13 protein-coding genes are annotated in these 14,799 nt (G+C 64.7%); 8 read left to right on the top strand and 5 right to left on the bottom strand.

The window, feature by feature from the left end; all coding sequences use genetic code 11:
- Window positions 1–290: 290 nt before the first annotated feature.
- From AC0Z35_RS09135 to rlmD, 5 genes are all read left to right on the top strand, one after another.
- On the top strand, window positions 291–1,043 hold the full coding sequence (locus AC0Z35_RS09135) for a TorF family putative porin (RefSeq protein ID WP_104143884.1): 753 nt from the start codon (window positions 291–293) through the stop codon (window positions 1,041–1,043).
- Window positions 1,044–1,257: 214 nt separating this feature from the next.
- Window positions 1,258–1,695, top strand: a complete 438-nt coding sequence (locus AC0Z35_RS09130; protein ID WP_223264833.1) for an Imm51 family immunity protein — start codon at window positions 1,258–1,260, stop codon at window positions 1,693–1,695.
- Window positions 1,696–1,752: 57 nt separating this feature from the next.
- The gene (locus AC0Z35_RS09125; RefSeq protein WP_485131807.1) at window positions 1,753–2,667 is read left to right on the top strand and encodes a LysR substrate-binding domain-containing protein; all 915 of its coding nucleotides are present in this window, start codon (window positions 1,753–1,755) and stop codon (window positions 2,665–2,667) included.
- A 105-nt stretch (window positions 2,668–2,772) separates the two neighbouring features.
- On the top strand, window positions 2,773–4,053 hold the full coding sequence (locus AC0Z35_RS09120; RefSeq protein WP_485131806.1) for an MFS transporter: 1,281 nt from the start codon (window positions 2,773–2,775) through the stop codon (window positions 4,051–4,053).
- Window positions 4,054–4,174: 121 nt separating this feature from the next.
- Entirely contained in the window at window positions 4,175–5,749 is a 1,575-nt protein-coding gene (gene rlmD, locus AC0Z35_RS09115; RefSeq protein ID WP_046804982.1) for a 23S rRNA (uracil(1939)-C(5))-methyltransferase RlmD, read from the top strand.
- 30 nt (window positions 5,750–5,779) lie between these two features.
- On the opposite strand, the gene cueR is transcribed toward rlmD, so the two are convergent.
- Both cueR and AC0Z35_RS09105 read right to left on the bottom strand, forming a co-directional pair.
- Window positions 5,780–6,172, bottom strand: a complete 393-nt coding sequence (gene cueR, locus AC0Z35_RS09110) for a Cu(I)-responsive transcriptional regulator (protein WP_046804981.1) — start codon at window positions 6,170–6,172, stop codon at window positions 5,780–5,782.
- A gap of 16 nt (window positions 6,173–6,188) precedes the next feature.
- Window positions 6,189–8,468: a heavy metal translocating P-type ATPase gene (locus tag AC0Z35_RS09105; RefSeq protein WP_485131805.1), complete on the bottom strand. Its 2,280-nt coding sequence runs from the start codon at window positions 8,466–8,468 to the stop codon at window positions 6,189–6,191.
- 163 nt (window positions 8,469–8,631) lie between these two features.
- On the opposite strand from AC0Z35_RS09105, the gene AC0Z35_RS09100 reads away from it, so the two are divergent.
- From AC0Z35_RS09100 to AC0Z35_RS09090, 3 genes are all read left to right on the top strand, one after another.
- On the top strand, window positions 8,632–8,832 hold the full coding sequence (locus AC0Z35_RS09100) for a heavy-metal-associated domain-containing protein (protein ID WP_120155402.1): 201 nt from the start codon (window positions 8,632–8,634) through the stop codon (window positions 8,830–8,832).
- A 179-nt stretch (window positions 8,833–9,011) separates the two neighbouring features.
- A complete protein-coding gene (locus tag AC0Z35_RS09095; protein ID WP_046804978.1) occupies window positions 9,012–9,740 on the top strand; it encodes a glutathione peroxidase in 729 nt (242 codons plus the stop codon).
- Between the two features lie 246 nt (window positions 9,741–9,986).
- Window positions 9,987–11,423 carry a dihydrolipoyl dehydrogenase gene (locus AC0Z35_RS09090; protein WP_046804977.1) on the top strand — a complete coding sequence of 479 codons (1,437 nt, stop codon included), beginning with the start codon at window positions 9,987–9,989 and terminating at the stop codon, window positions 11,421–11,423.
- Between the two features lie 135 nt (window positions 11,424–11,558).
- Here the strand turns inward: AC0Z35_RS09090 and AC0Z35_RS09085 are convergent, their stop codons facing one another.
- The 3 genes from AC0Z35_RS09085 to AC0Z35_RS09075 form a co-directional block, all read right to left on the bottom strand.
- Window positions 11,559–12,449, bottom strand: coding sequence for a 23S rRNA (adenine(2030)-N(6))-methyltransferase RlmJ (locus AC0Z35_RS09085; RefSeq protein ID WP_046804976.1), 891 nt, complete (start codon window positions 12,447–12,449; stop codon window positions 11,559–11,561).
- Between the two features lie 13 nt (window positions 12,450–12,462).
- Window positions 12,463–13,212: a glycerophosphodiester phosphodiesterase gene (ugpQ, locus tag AC0Z35_RS09080; protein WP_485131804.1), complete on the bottom strand. Its 750-nt coding sequence runs from the start codon at window positions 13,210–13,212 to the stop codon at window positions 12,463–12,465.
- Between the two features lie 120 nt (window positions 13,213–13,332).
- Window positions 13,333–14,625 carry a M20/M25/M40 family metallo-hydrolase gene (locus tag AC0Z35_RS09075; protein ID WP_485131803.1) on the bottom strand — a complete coding sequence of 431 codons (1,293 nt, stop codon included), beginning with the start codon at window positions 14,623–14,625 and terminating at the stop codon, window positions 13,333–13,335.
- Between the last annotated feature and the right edge of the window lie 174 nt (window positions 14,626–14,799).

The raw sequence follows: 14,799 nt of genomic DNA, 5'->3' as shown, positions 1-14,799 counted from the left end.
TACGTCCCGCGCCCCAACTTGATGCATGGCGCGCCGTTGGCATGTCGGCGCTTGCCCGCTTGTAGTGCACGCACCGCGCCATCTTGAACCATGACGGGCGGTGCAGGACGCGCCGGGCGGGCGCACCAGCCTGTCTATCAGCTTGCAGCCAGCGGTTTGTCACCCGAATGAAACCTGGCATGGACATTGCTTGAAGGGAATAGAGCCGGCACCTACCGCAGCAAAGCCGGCCAGACGGATGCGCCAACGGCCGTCCTCCTCCTCGTTAAATCCGATCAGGACTCCGCACCATGAAGAAGACGTTGCTAGCCTTGCCTTTTGCGCTTGCCGCTTGTTTCGCCTCGACGGCCCAGGCCGAACCCACCGATCTTGGAGGCGGTTTTTCTCTTAGCGGTAACGCCACCATCGCCAGCGACTATCGCTTCCGCGGCTATTCCCAGACCGACTTTCGGCCCGCCGTGCAAGTTGGCATCGACCTGACCCATAGTTCGGGCTTCTACCTGGGCAACTGGAACTCCAACGTCTCCGACTTCGTGTTTACCGACGGCAACCTGGAAATGGATTTCTACGGCGGCTGGAAGGGCGACGTGGGCGGCGGCTTCACGCTGGACGCCGGCGTGCTGCATTACTACTACCCCGGCTCCAGCTCGCCCAAGGGCGGCAATTACAACAACACCGATCTCTACCTGGGCGCGTCCTACGGCAACTACTCGCTGAAGTATTCCTACACGCCCAGCGACTTTTTCAGCACGCCCGACAGCAAGGGTACGTGGTACCTGGACGGCACGGCCACGTTCGACCTGGGCGATGGCTGGGGCCTGCTGGGACACCTGGGCTATCAAAAGCTGAAGAACCAAACAAACATGGACGGCGATTCCATCGGCCACTACGTGGACTACAAGCTGGGCGTCACCAAGGACATCAAGGGTTGGGTGCTGGGGCTGGCGGCCGTGGGCGCCACCAAGGACAACTGGCTGCCCACCAAGTACGGCCACCCGTCCGGCCGACTGGGTGCGGTGTTCTCGGTGGCACGTACGTTCTGATCGGTAATCCGTGGCGGCGCTTTGATGGGCGCCGGCGTTTGGGGGGATTGATGGAGACTGCCTGATGGGGCAGTCCCCTTCAATTCCCCCTTTTTTTATCATTGGCCTGCGCGCTTTTGAGCGGTTGCAGCGGGGCTGTCAGGCGGGCCGGCACGCGCGCCCCAGGTCGGGGCAAAAATCGCGCGCGTTGCACACATCGCAATAATTGCCTCTAATGGGCGCGCACAAGATGCGGCGGGCACGTTCCGCGCATCAGCCCGGCCGCTATTGTTGGCGGCCGGCGATTCAAGGAGCTTTGAGCGCAGTGACTATCGATTTCGAAGAAGCAATCAAGCCTTTTTCCTGGATGGAATACGAAGGCAACTTCTCGGTAAGCCTGAATGTCGGGGAATACAAGGAAGAAGTTTTCCGCCGCAGACGGGTAGAGGGTTTCCTGGGGACGGGCTACGACTGGACCTCGCTGGCGGTCGTTTTTCTGACCGAGAAACAGCCGGACCTGGATGAGTCGATCGATTTCGATCCGGAAGCCGATACGTTCTGCGCTTATTCGTCCGATAGCGAAGCGCTTAAGGCCTTCGCCCTGGCGTTCAAGGCTGCGTGCGAAGACAAAAAGCTGATTCAAGATCTGTTTTCTCGCGCCGAGCTGGACTGATCCGCGCCCAGGATAAAAATATACTCACGGCGTCAGAACAATATCCTGGGCGTCTTGATGATCGAAACCCGTTTGTTGCGGCAATTTGTCGCCGTGGCGGAAACCCTGCACTTCAATCGCGCGGCGCAGCGCCTGCACATGGCGCAGCCGCCGCTCAGTCAGGCTATCCGCCGGCTGGAAGCGGAGATCGGCGCGGCGCTGTTTGTACGTACCAATCGCAGCGTGGCGCTGACCCCGGCCGGCGCGGCGTTCCTGCAATCAGCACGCAGCATTCTGGACGCGCTGGACGACGGCGTCGCCCACACGCGGCGCGTCGCCCAAGGCATGGACGGCCACCTGACGCTGACGTTCATCAACATTGCGCCGTATCCCGCGTTATTGCGCGCGTTGCGGGACTTCCGTGGCGCGCATCCCGCCGTGGCCTTCACGCTGCAAGAGGCCACCACGCAAGAGCAGGTGCTGGCGCTTGAGGCCGGCCACGCCGATATCGGCTTCATGCGGCCGCCCGGTACCACGACGCCCAGCCTGCGATTCGAATCGCTGCTGCAAGAACCCATCCAAGTGGCCTTGCCCGCCGGGCATCCCCTGCAAGCGCGCGCGGTGGTCGAGCTGGCTGCATTGAAAGACGAGGACTTTGTGGCGTCGCCCCGACGGCTGGGCCAAGGATTTCACGATCAGTTGATCCAGCTTTGCCAGACGGCCGGCTTTGTTCCCCGGGTGGCGCAGGAAGCGCGCCAGTTGCAGACTGTGGCGGCGCTGGTCGCGGCGGGCTTCGGGGTGGCGTTGCTGCCCACATCGGTTGCTCAGGCGGGACGCGCCGACGTGGTGTTCCGGCCACTGGCGGCCGATGCGCCGGCTGCCTTGTTGCAGGTAGAACTGTTGATGGCGTGGAATCCCGCGCGGGATTCTCCAGTGCGGGATCGCCTGCTGGACGTTGTCCGTTCAGTGACGCAAGACGCGCAGCGCGAGTAAATCGGTAAGACGTACACAGTCTTATTCGTGCATGAATAAGATATTTTACGAATAGTAGGCGGCGCCCTAAGCTCGGCAACTGTCATTGTCGAGCCCGGAAGCCTCATGCCCATCGCCGTCTATCTCTTCTCTGTTTGCACCTTCGCTTTTGGCCTGTCGGAGTTTGTTGTCGCGGGCCTGGTGTCTGCGATGGCCGATAGCCTGCACGCCCGCATTGAAGCGGTGGGCACGGCGATCGCGGCCTACGCTTTTGGCGCTGCTATCGGCGCACCGCTCCTGACTGCGTGGGTGGCGCACTGGCGAGACCGCCGCATTCTGGCCTGCGCGATGGCGATATTGGCAGTGGGCAGCGGCTTGATGAGCGTGTCAGCGACGCTGCCCGTCTTGCTGGGCGTGCGTTTCGCCGTCGGCTTGGCGCATGGCGTCTTCATGGCCGTGGCGTCCGATGCGGCGACGCGGCTGGTGGAGCCGGCACGCGCGGGCCGCGCCGTCGCCGTCGTGTGGATCGGCCTGACCGTGGCGCTGGCGCTTGGCGTGCCGTTGGGCACGTTCCTGGGCAGCCTGTGGTCCTGGCGCCTGGTGTTCCTGGCGATTGGTGTGTTGGCCTTGGTGGGGCTGGGCGGGCTGCTGTGTTGCATGCCGGGTCGGTCGACTGCGCCGCAGCCGGATGCACAGTCGGGCTCACAGTCGGGCTCAAAGTCGGGCTCACAGCCGGGGCAATTGGCAGGCCAGGGGCCAAGCCGACGGGGCAGCGTCCCGCCGCGACCCCAAGCCGGCTCCGGCATGGCCGCAGGCTTGCGCGCCATTGCCCACCCGCGCATGTTGATGACGGCCGGCGTCGGTGCGCTGGTCAGCGTGGCGACGTTCTGCTTTTTCACCTACGTGTCGCCCTACCTGTTGCAGGTCACCGGGGCCGGCGTGCGGCAACTTAGCACGGCCATGCTGCTGTTCGGCCTGTTTTCCATCGGCGGCAATCTGCTGGGCGGGTATCTCGCGGACCGCATGGACCCCGACCGCGCCGCCATGCTGGCGTTGGCGGCCCTGGTGGCAACCATGCTGGCCCTGTTCCAGTTCCGCGCCTCGTCTTGGGCCGTGCTGGCGCTGGCGGGGGGGCTGGGCTTGGTGTTCTTTTGCATCGTGACCGTGCTGACGCTGCGACTGCTCAAACAGGCCCAGCATTACGTGCCGGCGTTCACGGCGGTGGCGGCGGGCTTGAACATCGCCTCTTTCAACCTGGGCACCGCTGTGGGCGGCGGGCTGGGCAGCCTGACCATCGCCTGGGCAGGACTGCCCGTGTTGCCGCTGGCGGGAGCCGCGGCAGCATTGGCCGCCATGACGGCGTTGTGGTGGCAATCGACTTGCGCCGACATCACGCGGACGGCTTGACGGCGCACCTTGGTGCACCGGGCCGTCCGCCCCGGCCTTCCGGCCCCGTCAAAGACCATTTCCGGGAATGGGCGCAGTCCTTCTACAATCATGGGTTGCGTGTAATTCTGGACTGCGTGAGATGTCAGACGTTTTGAGTATTGAGTCCCTGGATCTGGAAGCCAGGGGAATCGCCCGCCGCGACGGCAAAGTCGTGTTCGTGGAAGGCGCGCTGCCGGGTGAACGGGTCACCACCGTGACGCTGCGCCGCAAGCCATCCTACGAAATCGCCCGCGTGGACGAGGTCATGCGCCCGTCGTCGCAACGCGTCCAGCCGCGCTGCCCGCACTTCGGGGTCTGTGGCGGCTGCGCCATGCAGCATCTGGAACCCAGCACGCAAGTGGCCATCAAGCAACGGTCGCTGGAAGATACCTTCTGGCACGTCGGCAAGCTGCGCCCCGCGCTCATCCTGCCGCCGCTGCAAGGCCCCACCTGGGGCTATCGCTACCGCGCGCGCCTGTCGGTGCGCGTCGTGCCCAAGAAGGGCGGGGTGCTGGTGGGCTTTCACGAACGTAAAAGCAGCTATGTGGCCGACATGCGCGAATGCCATGTGCTGCCGCGCCACGTCAGCGACCTGCTGTTGCCGCTGCGCGAGATGATCGGCTCAATGTCGGCGCCCGACCGCATGCCGCAAATCGAGGTGTCGTTGGGTGAAGGCGTGACGGCCCTGGTGCTGCGCCATCTGCTGCCCCTGACCGACGGCGATATCGCCATCCTGCGCGCCTTTGCCGCCAAGCACGACGTGCAGTGGTGGTTGCAGGCCAAGGGCCCGGAAACGGTGCACCCGCTAGAGCGCGAGCATGCCGACACGCTGTCGTACACCATGCCCGAATTCGGGCTGCGCATGCCGTATCGGCCCACCGATTTCACGCAGGTCAACCACGCCATCAACCGCGCGATGGTCTCGCGTGCGCTCAAGCTGCTGGACGTGCAGCCCACCGACCGTGTCGCCGACCTGTTCTGCGGCCTGGGCAACTTCACCTTGCCGCTGGCAACCCAGGGCCGCGAAGCCGTGGGCGTGGAAGGCAGCAAGGCGCTGACGGATCGTGCATTTGACGCGGCGGCGCGCCATGGCCTGGCCGAACGCACCAGCTTTGCCACCTTGAACCTGTTCGAGGTCGACGCCCACTGGCTGCGCAGCCTGGGCTATTTCGACCGCATGCTGATCGACCCGCCGCGCGAAGGCGCGCACGCGGTGTCGCAGGCGCTGGCGGAATTGTCCGTGCAAGAGCGCCCGCGCCGCATCGTCTACGTGTCCTGTAACCCGGCCACGTTGGCGCGCGACGCGGCCATTCTGGTGCACGAAGGGGGCTATGAATTGAAGAGCGCCGGCGTCATCAACATGTTCCCGCACACGGGCCATGTGGAATCGATTGCGGTGTTCGAATCGTTAGACGCCGAGGGCGTGGCCGAAGTCAAGGAACGCGCACGCCAGCGCGCCATCCAGGCCGAAGCCGACGCCATCGCGGCAGAAGAGGCCAAGGCGCTTGCCGCCGCTGAAAAAGCGGCCGCCAAGCAAGCGGCAACCGATGCCTACCACGCGCGCGTTGCCGCCGAGGCTGCCGAAGCGGGCGTTGTCGGCCAAGCCTCCGAAGCCGACGTTGCGCAAGCCGACGCCGACACCGTCGCGGAACCCGTCGCGCCAGTAAAAGACTGATAGGCGCCAGTGCGGGTAGGGGCGGCGCTGCTAGTGCGAGCGCCCCAGCGTTTCCAGGATGGGGCAATCGGGCCGGTCGTCTCCGTGGCAGTTCTGCGCCAGATGCTTGAGCGTGGCGGCCATGTCGTGCAGGGCTTCGGCCTTGCGCTCAAGCTCCTGCACATGCTCCAGCGCAATGCGCTTGACGTCCGCGCTGGCGCGGCTGCGGTCCTTCCATAGCGCCAGCAACTCGTTCATTTGCTCAACAGAGAAGCCAAGGTCACGCGCGCGGCGCACAAAGCGCAGCGTGTGCAGGTCGTGGTCGCTGTAGACCCGGTAGCCGGAATCCGTGCGCACCGCCGGCCCGATCAACCCGATGCTTTCGTAGTACCGGATCATCTTGGCCGAGATGCCCGAGCTTTTTGCGGCTTCGCCGATATTCATGGTCAGGCTCCTGGTATCAAACGTGAGCGGTGCGCGGCCGGAACGCTTTCAAGCGCAACGCGTTGCCCAGCACGAAGACGCTGGACAGGGCCATGGCACCGGCGGCAAAGATGGGCGACAGCGACAGGCCGAAGGCGGGGTACAAGGCGCCGGCAGCCAGCGGGATCAGCGCGGCGTTGTACGCAAACGCCCAGAACAGGTTCTGCCGGATATTGGCCAGCGTGGCGCGGCTGAGCGCGATGGCGTTGGGCACGCCGTGCAGGTCGTCGGCCATCAACACGACCGAGGCCGCCTCGATGGCCACGTCCGTGCCCGTGCCGATGGCAATGCCGGTATCGGCGGCGGCAAGGGCCGGTGCGTCGTTGATGCCGTCGCCCACGAAGGCGACCTTGCGGCCGCCTTCGCGCAGCGTTTCAATCGCCTGCACCTTGCCGTCCGGCAGCACTTCGGCGCGCACCTCGTCAATGCCCAATTGACGCGCAACGGCGGCCGCGGTGTAGCGGTTGTCGCCGGTGATCATCGCGGTCTTCAAGCCCTGCGCATGCAGCGCGGCAATGGCTGACACGGCGGACGGCTTGATCGGGTCGGTCACGGCCATCATGGCTGCGGCCTTGCCGTCGACCGCCACGTAGATCGGGGTCTTGCCTTCGTTGCCCCAATCGGCGGCCTGCGCGCCAAATACGCTGACATCCACGCCGCGTTCGGCCATCAGCCGCGCCGCGCCCGCCAAAACCTTGTGGCCCGCCACGGCAGCTTCCACGCCTGCTCCGGTAATGGCGGCAAAGCCATCGGCGGGCAGCAGCGCCATCTTGCGATCCTTGGCGGCCGCCACAATGGCCAGCGCGATGGGATGCTCGGAACGCGCCTGCACCGACGCCACCCATTGCAGGACGTCGTGTTCGGTGTAACCCGCGGCCGGCGTCAATTCGGTCAGCGTCGGCTTGCCCAGCGTCAGCGTGCCGGTCTTGTCAAACGCCACCACGTTGACGTCGCGCAGGGTCTGCAAGGCGTCGCCCTGGCGGAACAGCACGCCCATGTCGGCCGCGCGCCCGGTGCCCACCATGATGGACGTGGGCGTGGCCAGCCCCATCGCGCAGGGGCAGGCGATGATCAGCACCGCCACCGCATTAACCAGCGCGTGCGACAGCGCGGGCGTGGGGCCAAGGAAGAACCAGGTCAGGAAGGTGAGCAGGGCGGCCGCCATCACGGCCGGCACGAACCACGCGGTGACCTGGTCAACCAACGCCTGGATGGGCAGACGCGCGCCCTGGGCGGCTTCAACCATGCGGATGATGCGGGCCAGCATCGTGTCGGCGCCGGTATGCGTCACGCGCAGCGTGAAGCTGCCCGACGTGTTCAACGTGCCGCCGGTGGCTTGCATGCCTGGCTGCTTTTCGACGGGGACGGGCTCACCCGTCAGCATCGACTCATCCACATACGAATTGCCTTCGATGATGTCGCCGTCCAGCGGGATCTTTTCGCCGGGGCGCACTATGACGACGTCGCCCGTCTTGACCTTTTCGATCTCGACATCAAAGGCCTGCCCGTCACGCATGACACGCGCCGTGCGCGGCTGCAAGCCGATCAAGCGCTTGATGGCCGCGCCGGTCTTGCCCTTGGCGCGCGCTTCCAGCATGCGGCCCAGCAGAATCAGCGTGACGATGACTGCCGCCGCTTCGAAATAAACGTTGCGTGCCGACTCGGGCAGCCAGCCGGGCGCGAACGTTGCCACCACGGAATAGCCCCACGCGGCGCCGGCGCCCAACGCCACCAGCGAATTCATCTCGGGCGCCCGCCGCCACAGCGCCGTAAAGCCCTTGGTGAAGAAGTGACGGCCGGGCCAGACCAGCACGGCGGTCGTCAACGCAAACTGCAACAGCCAGCTATTTTGCTGGCCTATCGTGCCCAGCACCCAATGGTGCATGGCGGGAATCAGGTGCGATCCCATTTCCAGCAGGAAGACGGGCAACGTCAGCACCAGCGCCACGGTGAATGCTCGTTGCAGGCGCTGGGCTTCGGCATCGCGCGCTTGCGATTGGCGTTCGGCATGGTCGTCCTGCGCGGCGATGGGCCGGGCTTCGTAGCCCATCTTCACAACGGCATCCACCAACGCCTGCGGCTGCGCGGCGTTGGCATCAAACGACACCAGCGCGCGCTCGGTGGCCAGGTTGACCTGCGCCTGGGCCACGCCGGGCACCTGGGTCAGGGCCTTTTCCACGCGTTTGACGCACGACGCGCACGTCATGCCTTCAATGGCAAGTTCCAACTGAGTGGAGGAGGGGCTGGCAACGCTCATGGCTGTTCTCTGATTGAAGGGGAGCTTGCAGTTTCATCCTTCCCATGGTGGGAAGGTCAAGGCGGATTTTACGCTTGACCTTGCCATGATGGGAATGTTTAAGCTGCGAAGCATGGCGTGCGAAATCTGTTGCGCGCCGCCCCTGACTTTACGGAGAACCACCATGAGCATCGAATTCCAAGTCCCGGATATGACCTGCGGCCACTGCGTCAAGACGATCACCGGCGCGGTGACGCAAGCGGCACCTGGGGCCACCGTTACCGTCGACCTGCCGACGCACCGCGTCACGGTGTCCGGCACGGACCAGGCCGACAAGGTAGAAGCCGCCATCCGCGACGCCGGCTACGAGCCTGCCCGGGTCTAAGCCACTGAGCCAACGAAGGGCGGTTATGATAGGAACCGCTTTTCGATTCTCAATGTCTGATTGCAGAAAACTATCGATCAATTAAGTTTATTAAATTTGATTAATTGATAGCCGGCATTTATCATTCTTTCCATGGTGGTTAAACAAACCCCGCTACCGCTACCCAAGGAGAGATTTGAATGCTGCAAAACCGCGAAGGCCAACGTGTCCCGAACGTAACGTTCCCCGTCCGCGAGGACAACACGTGGAAGAAGGTCACGACCGACGATCTGTTCAAGAACAAGACGGTTGTCGTCTTCTCGCTTCCCGGCGCTTTCACGCCGACCTGCTCGTCCACCCACTTGCCGCGCTACAACGAACTGGCCCCCGCGTTCTTCAACGCCGGCGTCGACAGCATTGTGTGCGTGTCGGTCAACGACACCTTCGTGATGAACGAATGGGCCAAGGACCAGGAATCGGCCAACATCACCTTGCTGCCTGACGGCAACGGAGCTTTCACCGAAGGCATGGGCATGCTGGTCGACAAGAGCGACCTGGGCTTCGGCAAGCGCAGCTGGCGCTATTCGATGCTGGTCAAGGACGGCGTCGTGCAAAAGATGTTCATCGAACCGGAAAAGGAAGGCGACCCGTTTGAAGTGTCGGACGCCGACACCATGCTGGCGCACGTTGCACCGACGGCCAAGAAGCCTGACCAGGTGGTCGTGTTCTCCAAGCCGGGCTGCCCGTTCTGCGTGGAAGCCAAGGCACTGCTGGACGAAAAGGGCTACGCCCCGATCGAAATCCCGCTGGAAAACAAGGTGCGCGGTCGTGTGATCGGCGCCGTGTCGGGCAAGGGCACCGCGCCCCAGGTGTTCATCAACGGCACGCTGATCGGCGGCCTGGAAGACCTGAAGGCGCACTTCGCCTAAGGGCTTCGGGCAACCGCCCAAAGCAGCCGGGCTGGGGCAGCGCCCCGTGCCCGGCCGGTGAGGGCAGGCGGTAGCCGAAAGACCGCCTGGCCCGCACCGGCCCGAGCTTCCCTTTTTACGCACCCTTACTGCATTCCTTTTGCGACCCCGAAGCGGCGTCGCCGGACGGTGTTCGTCCCAAGGATGCGCAACAAGGCGGAACTCGCCTTTAGAAACCTTGCTACCCGCAACAGGGGAACCACAGTCATGAAAACTCTGCATACCGATATCGCCATCATTGGGGCCGGCACGGCTGGTCTGGCCGCTTATCGCGCCGCAAAGGCGGCGGGCAAGCGCGCCCTGCTTATCGAAGGCGGCCCCTACGGCACGACTTGCGCCCGCGTGGGCTGCATGCCTTCCAAGCTGTTGATCGCCGCCGCGGAAGCGGCGCACAACGCCGCGCACACCGACGCCTTTGGCGTGCACGTGGGCGGTGAAATCACGGTGGACGGCGCGGAAGTCATGGATCGCGTCAAGCGCGAACGAGGCCGCTTCGTGGGCTTCGTGCTGGATGGCGTCGAGAACATTCCTGCTGAAGACAAGCTGCGTGGCTATGCCCGCTTTGTCTCGGATACCGTGCTGCGGATCGACGATCACACCGAGGTGCATGCATCCCGCGTGGTGATCGCCACGGGTTCGCGGCCGTCGGTCCCGCCGCCTTTCCGCGCGCTGGGCGACCGCCTGGTGGTGAACGACGACGTCTTTGCGTGGGACGACCTGCCGCGCCGCGTGGCGGTGTTTGGCCCCGGCGTGATCGGGCTGGAACTGGGCCAGGCGCTGGCGCGGCTGGGCGTCGATGTACGCGTGTTCGGTGTCAGCGGCAGCCTGGGTGGCATCAGCGATCCGCAGGTCCGCCAAAGCGCCCGCAAGATCTTCCAACGCGAGTTCTATCTGGACCCGGATGCCCGGGTGCTGGAGACCACGCGGGTGGGCGACGAAGTGGAAGTGCGCTACGTCACGCTGGATAACGCCGAACGCATCGAACGCTTTGACTACGCGCTGGTCGCCACCGGCCGCCGCGCCAACGTGGACGGTCTGGGCCTGGAGAACACGTCGTTGGAACTGAACGTGCACGGCGTGCCGGTGTTCAACCGCGAAACGATGCAGGCAGGTGATTCCGCCATCTTCATCGCGGGTGACGCCAACGCCGACGCGCCGTTGCTGCACGAAGCCGCGGACGAAGGCCGCATCGCCGGCGAAAACGCCGCGCGCTTTCCCGATCTGCAAAACGGGCTGCGCCGCGCGCCGCTGGCGGTGGTGTTCTCGGACCCGCAGATTGCGTTGGCGGGGCAGGGTTATGGCCGTCTTATCCCCGGCACGTTCGTGGTCGGCGAGGTGGACTTCAGCGACCAGGGCCGTTCGCGCGTCATGCTCAAGAACAGGGGCCTGCTGCACGTGTACGCCGACATCGCCACGGGCCGTTTCCTGGGCGCTGAAATGGTCGGCCCCAGCGCCGAGCACATTGGCCACCTGCTGGCCTGGGCGGTGCAGCAGGAACTGACGGTGGCGCGCATGCTGGAAATGCCGTTCTACCACCCCGTCATTGAAGAGGGCCTGCGCACTGCGCTGCGCGACGCGGCCGCCAAGCTGGCTGCCGCCCGTGAGTCCGTGTGCAGCGAAACGCAGGAACAAGAAACGGTTTGACTGTGCGAAGCAGGGGCGGCGGCCCCTGAATGAGAAAGGCCCGATCCATCAGGATCGGGCCTTTTTTTTCAAGTCGCCGAAGACCGGGCCGGCGTAGCCGACTAGGTCTTGGTCGCCTTGGTCGCCTTGGTCGACTTAGTCGTCCGATTGCTTCTTCGGCACCGGGAACGGGTTTTCGCGGTACTGCAAGGTGAAGCCGGCGCGTTCGTCCTGGCCCAGTTCGCGGGCAAGGTAGGGCATGGCTTGCTTCAGGCCTTCGTGCAGCGTCCACGGCGGGTTGATCAGGAACATGCCGCTGCCATGCAGGCCATAGCCGTCAATGGTGGCCTTCTTGACCGTCAGCGTGGCATGCAGCCAGCTCTTGACCTTCAGGTTTTCAAAGTGACGCGCCATTTCGCTGGCTTCGCGACGCTGCACCAGCGGGTACCAGACAGCGATGGTGCCGGTGGCGAAGCGCTTGATGCATTCCTTCACGGTGATCAGGGTGCGGCGATAGTCGTGCTTGTCTTCGTACGACGGGTCGATCAGCACCATGCCGCGCCGCGTGGGCGGGGGCAGCAAGGCCTTCACGCCCTCGAAGCCATCATCGCCATAAATCGTGGTCTGGCGTTGCGCCGTGCGGCCCTGGTGTTCCAGGTTGACGACCAGCGTGTCGATTTCGGTCGGGTGCATTTCAAACAGGCGCAGGCGGTCGGACGGGCGCATCACATCCAGCGCCAGCCACGGCGAGCCGGGATAGCGCTTCAAGCGGCCATTGGTGTTGTAGTCGCGAATGCGGGCGACGTAGTCGGCCAGCAGCGGCGGCAGGTCCTTGGCTTCCCACAGGCGGCCAATGCCTTCCTCGAATTCCGAGGTCTTGTTTGCCCAGTCGCTTTCCAGGTTGTACAGGCCGGCGCCGGCGTGGGTGTCCACGACCCAGTAGGGCGCGTCTTTTTTGTTGAAGTAGTCCAGGGTGTGGACCAGGATGGCGTGCTTGAGCACGTCGGCGTGGTTGCCGGCGTGAAAGGCGTGGCGATAACTGAACACGGGGCGTTCTGCCTCAGTCGGCCGGCCGGATCGCGGCCAGCTCGTCGGTGAAAATGCCGTCGATGCCCCAGTCCAGCAGCAAGCGGGCGCGTTCGGGGTCATTGACGGTCCAGGCCGCGATTCGATAGCCGGCGGCGTGCACGGCGTCGATCAATTCGCGGGTTGCGTCTTTTTGGTTGATGTTCAGCGCAACGCACTTGTATTTGGCAAGGCGTTCGCGCCAGTCGGCGGGCACCTTTTCCACCAGCAGGGCGCGCGGCAGTTCGGGGGCGGCTTCCAGCGCCGCTTGCAGTGCTTCTTCAGCAAACGAAGACAGCAGCGGGGGCACGCTTGCGGCTTGCCACAGCTGCTTGCAGGCCAGTGCCACGGCGGCGCCGGTTTCGGCTTCGCGACCCGGGCAGGGTTTGATCTCGACGTTGCTGGCAATGCCGTTGGCCGCGGTGTAGCGGGCCACGGCGGCGAAGGTGGGCAGGGGCTCGCCCGCGTAAGCGGCCGAGTGCCAGCTGCCGAAATCCAGTTGCGCCAGTTCGCTGTAGGTCTTGGCGGCGGCCGGGCCGGTGCCGTTCGAGGTGCGGTCGACGTCGTCGTCGTGCATCAGCACCAGCACGTTGTCGCGGCTCAGTTTGACGTCGTATTCGAACATCGTGAAACCGTGCTCGGCGCCCACGCGCATGGCGGCCAAGGTGTTCTCCGGCGCCAGACGACCGCCGCCGCGATGCGCGATGTAACGGGAATAGGGCCAGGAGGGTAGATTTGCGGTCATGTTGGTGATGCTTGGGGTTCTTGGGGACAGGGTTGCAAGGATACTCCTTCTTGGGGGGCGATTCGGCGCTGGGCCCCGCCGCTGGGCGCCAGCCAGGCGCTGCGGCGGGGTGGCCCCTTTTTACTTGGACGCCACTTTGCCCTGGGACACATCCATGATCATCCGGCTGGCCAGGTACAGGCGCGGCACGATGCTATTGATCTGAATGTATTCCGCGTCATTCGAGTGCGCACCGAAGCCGCTCAAGCCCATGCCTTCAACGACCGGGCCGCGCGCCTTCAACGCCGCGAACGCCGCGTCCGTGCCGCCGCCGCTGGCCCGGTCCACCACCTTCAACGGCAGGTCCAGTTCCTGGTAGACCTTGACGCCATGCTGAGCCAAAGCGCGCGATGCGTCGGTGGCTTCCAGCGGCGGGCGGCGTACTTCGAACTTCACGCTGACCTTCGATTCGGGCAGCAGTTTTTTCTGTACGCGTTCTTCCAGCGTTTTCGCCAGGGCGTCAAAGTCGGACACGCGCAAGGCGCGCGCATCGGCCTGCGCGCTGGCCTGGCCCGGGATCACATTGCGATTGGTGCCGGCCTGCGCCACCGTCCAATTCAGCTTCAAGCCTTCTTCGGGTTTGGACAGCTTGTCCAGCTGCAGCAGTTGGTGCGCCAGTTCATAGAGCGCGTTGACGCCGCCCTCGGGCCGCGCGCCCGCGTGCGAGGTCTTGCCTTGCACCGTCAGGTATGCCGCGCCGATACCACTGGTGGCCAGGGTCAGGCGGGGTTCGGTGCCGCCGCCTTCAAACGAAAACACCGCGTCCTGGTCGGCGCCCAGCCGCGTGATGGTGCTGCGCGCGCCCGGCGAGCTGATCTCTTCGTCGCCGTTGATCAGCACGGTCAGCGTGCCGAAATCTTTAAATCCCAGCTTTTGCAGCATCGTCAGCGTGTGGATGATCGTCGCCACGCCGTGCTTGTCGTCGGCAATGCCCAGCCCGTAGGCCTTGTCGCCGTCAACGCGGAACGGCTGGTCTTTCAGCATGCCGTTGCGGTAGACGGTGTCCATGTGGGCGATCAGCATGATCTTCTTGGTGCCGCTGCCCTTGAACTCGGCATGCACCATCGGGCCGACCTTTTCCGGCGTGTCGTCCAGGCGGAACACATCGGTGGCGGGAATGATCTCTACCGTGCCGCCCAGCGCCTTCAGGCGGTCGCGGATCAATTCGGCGATGCGTTCGACGCCTTCCACGTCTTTGCTGCCCGATTCAATGTTGACCAGGTCGCGCATGGTGTCCAGCATGGCTTGTTGCTGGGCTTTGGCAGCGTCGTGCACGGCGGCCACCGGCGCGGCCAGCGCCCCGTGCGCCCCGCCCAGGAAGGCGAGAGCCAGGCAGGCGGGCAGGACGTGCTGGCGGAAAGAGGTAAGCGGCATTGATGGAACCCTTTATAAAGTTGCACAGGAAAGGGCGTCGGCGAACGGCCGGCGTCGGGGCGTGGCACGGTGATCGGCTGGCCCCACGGGGCAAGATACGGGTGGCCACGGGGGGCGGGAACGGGAATTTCCCGGGTTGACGGTGCGGCGCTTCGGTGGGAAGCGGCGCGTCGG

The sequence above is a fragment of the Achromobacter sp. 1L-A-4-B-C2 genome (assembly GCF_057291955.1).
This window is presented reverse-complemented; position numbering and strand designations above follow the sequence as displayed.

Bases quoted from the DNA above. Each gene is read 5' to 3' on its own strand.
- AC0Z35_RS09095 (WP_046804978.1), top strand. From the start codon at position 9,012: ATGCTGCAAAACCGCGAAGGCCAACGTGTCCCGAACGTAACGTTCCCC.
- AC0Z35_RS09075 (WP_485131803.1), bottom strand. From the start codon at position 14,625: ATGCCGCTTACCTCTTTCCGCCAGCACGTCCTGCCCGCCTGCCTGGCT.
- cueR (WP_046804981.1), bottom strand. From the start codon at position 6,172: ATGAATATCGGCGAAGCCGCAAAAAGCTCGGGCATCTCGGCCAAGATG.
- rlmD (WP_046804982.1), top strand. From the start codon at position 4,175: ATGTCAGACGTTTTGAGTATTGAGTCCCTGGATCTGGAAGCCAGGGGA.
- AC0Z35_RS09120 (WP_485131806.1), top strand. From the start codon at position 2,773: ATGCCCATCGCCGTCTATCTCTTCTCTGTTTGCACCTTCGCTTTTGGC.
- AC0Z35_RS09100 (WP_120155402.1), top strand. From the start codon at position 8,632: ATGAGCATCGAATTCCAAGTCCCGGATATGACCTGCGGCCACTGCGTC.
- AC0Z35_RS09135 (WP_104143884.1), top strand. From the start codon at position 291: ATGAAGAAGACGTTGCTAGCCTTGCCTTTTGCGCTTGCCGCTTGTTTC.
- AC0Z35_RS09130 (WP_223264833.1), top strand. From the start codon at position 1,258: ATGGGCGCGCACAAGATGCGGCGGGCACGTTCCGCGCATCAGCCCGGC.
- AC0Z35_RS09105 (WP_485131805.1), bottom strand. From the start codon at position 8,468: ATGAGCGTTGCCAGCCCCTCCTCCACTCAGTTGGAACTTGCCATTGAA.
- AC0Z35_RS09125 (WP_485131807.1), top strand. From the start codon at position 1,753: ATGATCGAAACCCGTTTGTTGCGGCAATTTGTCGCCGTGGCGGAAACC.
- AC0Z35_RS09090 (WP_046804977.1), top strand. From the start codon at position 9,987: ATGAAAACTCTGCATACCGATATCGCCATCATTGGGGCCGGCACGGCT.
- ugpQ (WP_485131804.1), bottom strand. From the start codon at position 13,212: ATGACCGCAAATCTACCCTCCTGGCCCTATTCCCGTTACATCGCGCAT.